Consider the following 1,595-nt stretch of genomic DNA (forward strand, 5'->3'; position numbering starts at 1 on the left):
GGCGTGGGGGGCCACTCGTGAAGTGGGCCTGGGCGTGGGTGTTGGGCTGCGTGCTGATGGGACCGGGGCTGTCAGAGGCTGCCAGTTCGCGCACGCAATACGTGGGGGTGGTGAACCTGAACGAGGCCACGGCGGCGGAGTTGGATCTGCTGCCGGGCGTGGGAGAGAAGGCGGCGCAGCGCATCCTCGAGCACCGCAAGAAGCGGCCCTTCGGTCGCGTCGAGGAGCTGGTGCGGGTCAAGGGCTTCGGCAAGAAGAAGTTCCTCAAGCTGCGCGCGCACCTGGCGCTCAGCGGCCCCACGACGCTCAAGGTGGAGAAGGTCCCCGTCCCCCCGTCGCCGGGAAGGGAGGGACTGGCCACGAACCCATGACATCCATCGGTTGAATCCGGCTCGGAAGGGGCCGCCGCTCCCAGGCACCGGCATGCCCGGGGGTGGCGGCCTTGTTTCGACGACGCGAGCGTGGTGACAGCCGAGGCTTCCGACCTTGGGCCTCAGGGCGACCCGTTCACAAGAGCAGGTACAATGTCCCCCATGCCAAGGCTCCTTGCCGTCCCCTTGCTAGGGGCGCTGACGATGATCGCGTGCGCGGTCAGCCCAGACAGGCGCGGAGGTGACCTCTACCAGGCAGCACCGGTCTCCGGCCCTGTTCTGCCACCACCCACCGAGGGGCATGTGGCGTCGTTTTGCACGCTGAACCCGGAAGCCTGCGTGGAGCCGCTCCCAGCCCCAGAGGCCGGGGAGGCCGAGACCACGGCGGATCCGTGGAAGTCCTTCGCATGCACCCAGGCGTGTCAGGCAGGAAGTCAGGCCATGGAAACGTTCTGCGAGAAGCTCCCAGGAAGAACGAAGCGACAGCAGAAGCTCAAGACCCTCTGCTTCGGCTCATGCTACGCGGGCAAGGCCTCCTGCCTCGTCTTCTGCCGGGCCTATTTTGGTCCTCCCAGAGCCCCATGAGGTCGCGCTCCATGCCCGAGAAGGATGAGAACTGGCGCCCGAAGTTGAAACGGATCGAGGATCCGATCGCGGAGGATTGCTGGGAGTACACGACACCTTCGGGCCAGCAGCGCACATCAAGGCTCATGGTGGGCCGTCCGGTGCACTTCCCCGAGCAACAGCTCTGGTACTGCCCGGTGCTGATCGAAGGCCATACACGCCCCCGGATCCGACCGATCTTTGGCATGGGGCCCGTGGACTCGCTGATGAACGCAATGACCTTCGTCCGCGGGTTCTTCGAGAGGAACTCCGGAGTCCTGCCTAGAGCAAGGCCAGCCCAGCCCGCTCCACGGCCGATCAGGAAAAGACCCCCCCCGCGGGCCATGCCACGCCGGAAGTAACGCATGCGCGGGAAGTGAACCCCGGGCCATGGAGGGCTACAAGCCTCCGCGGACACCCGGCCCGCCACGTCTCTTACCCGCCAAGAGCCCCGCTGGAGCATCCACGCCCATCCTTCCGCGTGGACGCCGCGTGCGGGCCCGCACGGTGATGTGCACGCGCCTTCCGAGGAGGCAGCTCCTGGCACGCGGACTGCTCAAGCCCCGACGCGACCTCAGGCGGTCGAAGCCAGAGAGGGACCCGGGCCGTGGTGGCGCGGGA

At 67.3% G+C, this 1,595-nt stretch carries 1 protein-coding gene; it reads left to right on the forward strand.

The window, feature by feature from the left end; genetic code table 11:
• Window positions 1–56: 56 nt before the first annotated feature.
• Window positions 57–371 (forward strand): ComEA family DNA-binding protein, encoded by a 315-nt coding sequence (locus D7V93_RS42785; protein ID WP_244225067.1) that lies wholly within the window; start codon window positions 57–59, stop codon window positions 369–371.
• Window positions 372–1,595 lie beyond the last annotated feature (1,224 nt).

This window comes from Corallococcus llansteffanensis, assembly GCF_003612055.1.
GTDB lineage: Bacteria > Myxococcota > Myxococcia > Myxococcales > Myxococcaceae > Corallococcus > Corallococcus llansteffanensis.

Excerpts from the sequence above, each read along its gene's own strand:
- D7V93_RS42785 (WP_244225067.1), top strand. The coding sequence starts at position 57 with ATGGGACCGGGGCTGTCAGAGGCTGCCAGTTCGCGCACGCAATACGTG.